The following is a 2,410-nucleotide window of genomic DNA, read 5'->3' as shown; positions in this document are numbered from 1 at the left end:
TGCTTTTTCCTTATTTATAAAGTGATTTTGCAGAGATAATCTGACGTAGATTACCTACTAATAATAGAAATAAAATGACGTTTCACTTAGTTATAATTTGACGTTTAACACATTGCACTGCTTGCCAGCTAATTCTACAAGTTTTTTTCCTGCAAGCTTTCCTGCCTCCTTATTATCTGTTGCAATAAAGCTAGATATTCTCGAAGAATTTATAGCTGAATCAATTATGACAACAGGTATGCCTACTTCTATTGCCGTTTCAGAAACCTTAACAAGTTTTTCATAATCACATGCCGCAAGAACAATTGCATCAACTTTTTTGTTTATAGAACTATTAACCTCCTTTATTTGGGCATCTGAATCTTTTTCGTCAGGAGGACAACTAAACTCTATATTTACGCCAAATTCTTTCCCCGCTGCCTCCGCTCCAATCATAACAGTTTTCCAAAAATCATTATTTTTGGTCTTTACAATCACTGCAATAGTTTTTTTCTTTTCAACCGTGGGTATGCCTGTATTAAGTTGTTTTACACTTAAAAATAAAATTAAAAATGTAACCATAAATAGAAATAATTTTATTTTGAGTTTCAAATTTTACTCTCCTTCCTGCTCACCTGTTAGAGGGATCCATATTTTAACTGTTGTTCCTTCATCTACTTCACTGCTAATTTCAAGCCCATACTCCCGTCCATAATAGAGTTGTATTCTCTCATGAACATTTTTCACCCCAATACCTGAACCTTTCTCTTTTTTTTCTTTCTTAAGAAGTATTTTAGAAACTTTATCCATTGACATGCCAAGACCATTATCAGTAACGCAAAGGCATATCTTATCTCCTATTACTTGTCCACTAATTCTAATATACCCCTTATCTACCATCCCTTTTATACCATGATATATTGCATTTTCAATTATAGGCTGTAATATAATCTTTAATGTTTTATGATCTATAAGAGAAGGTGGCATCTCTTCTATAATAAAATCAAATTTATCACCATATCTAATTTGTTGTATAATTAAATAGCTTTTTGCATGCTGTAGTTCTTCTCTAATATCAATAATATCTCCACCTCGGCTAATACTAATTCTAAAAAAATTAGCTAAGGCAGTAACCATTTGTACAACTCCATCGTTTTCATCATTCTCGGCCATCCACACAATGGAGTCCAATGTATTATATAGAAAGTGAGGATTAATTTGCGCCTGCAAAGCTTTAAGTTCACTTTTTCTTTTTTCTTCCTGTTCCTCAATGATTTGTTCCATAAGTTGTCTAATCTTATAAATCATTAAATTAAAAGTTTTCGATAATTGTCTTACTTCTTTCTCTCCTTCTACATCTGCATAAATATTAAGCTCCCCTTGTTCAACTTTCCTCATAATTTTTTCAAGCTTTTTGATAGGCATAGAAATTCTTGCTGATATTAATATTGAAATACCACAAATAATAAAAATACTGACAATTAATATAAGAACAAAATATGAGTAAATATCATTTTGGGTCGTTATCATATCATTGTTATAACTTACTCCTACTAGCTTCCACTGAGTGTATTTTACGTTTTTAATACTCACAACAGTTTGTTCACCATTATAATCTTCAATGTAATTGCCCTCTTGACGTTTCACTGCAAAATCTATATTCTCCTTTTTAAGTCCAGCATAAATCATTTGTTGCTGAGGGTGGTATATTATATTCCCATATTTATCTATGATATACATGTATCCCCGTTTACCTAGGCTCACATTGTGGCACAATTCATCAATTGCACTAAAATTCAGATTAACAAGTAAAACACCTTTTTCTACAATATCATTTTTAATAACACTTTTATAATTATAGTTGATGTTTGTTTCTCTGCTAAGTGAAACTACCCACAAATGTTTACCTGTAAATAAATTCTCCACATGTGGATAAGAATAGTGAAGTGACTCAGGATTAAGCTTTTCTTCTTTAAACCATTCCTCTTGCTGAACATTCAATCCTTTTTTCAACTTGAGCCCAGAAGAACTAGCAACTAGGTCCCCATTTTTCGAAAAAACAGCTAAAGTAACAATATCCTTCCTTAACTTTAAGGCCATTTCCAATAAGTTATCTATATTGTTTCCCGTAGTAATCATATCATTATTTAATTCATCATTTACTAAATTTGAAACTTCAGACATGCCATCAATATAATATCCTAAATTTATATTTACCTGGTCCATAATTTGAGATGTACTTATAGCAGAATTAATTTTTGCAGTCTCATAAAATTTATTATAAAGTACTAAACTCATCAAAACCATACCTGTCACTATAATGTAGTGCGTCAAAATATAGCTTTATGAAACTGCATTCCTAAGTCAAATTATAACTATAATACTAATAATTATCTACTGGTTATTTGCTTTTTTACTAATCAAATTATTA

The 2,410-nt window shown here is 30.8% G+C and carries 2 protein-coding genes; both read right to left on the bottom strand.

The features are described from left to right. Positions 1–90: 90 nt before the first annotated feature. Positions 91–591 carry a substrate-binding domain-containing protein gene (locus tag KPL55_RS25475; RefSeq protein WP_216309549.1) on the bottom strand — a complete coding sequence of 167 codons (501 nt, stop codon included), beginning with the start codon at positions 589–591 and terminating at the stop codon, positions 91–93. Between the two features lie 3 nt (positions 592–594). Then, positions 595–2,313: a cache domain-containing sensor histidine kinase gene (locus KPL55_RS25470; protein WP_216309548.1), complete on the bottom strand. Its 1,719-nt coding sequence runs from the start codon at positions 2,311–2,313 to the stop codon at positions 595–597. Positions 2,314–2,410 lie beyond the last annotated feature (97 nt).

The sequence above is a fragment of the Clostridium lacusfryxellense genome (assembly GCF_018861735.1).
Lineage (GTDB): Bacteria > Bacillota > Clostridia > Clostridiales > Clostridiaceae > Clostridium_AD > Clostridium_AD lacusfryxellense.
The sequence above is the reverse complement of the archived record's forward strand: the minus strand, read 5'-3'. Positions and strand labels throughout refer to the sequence as shown.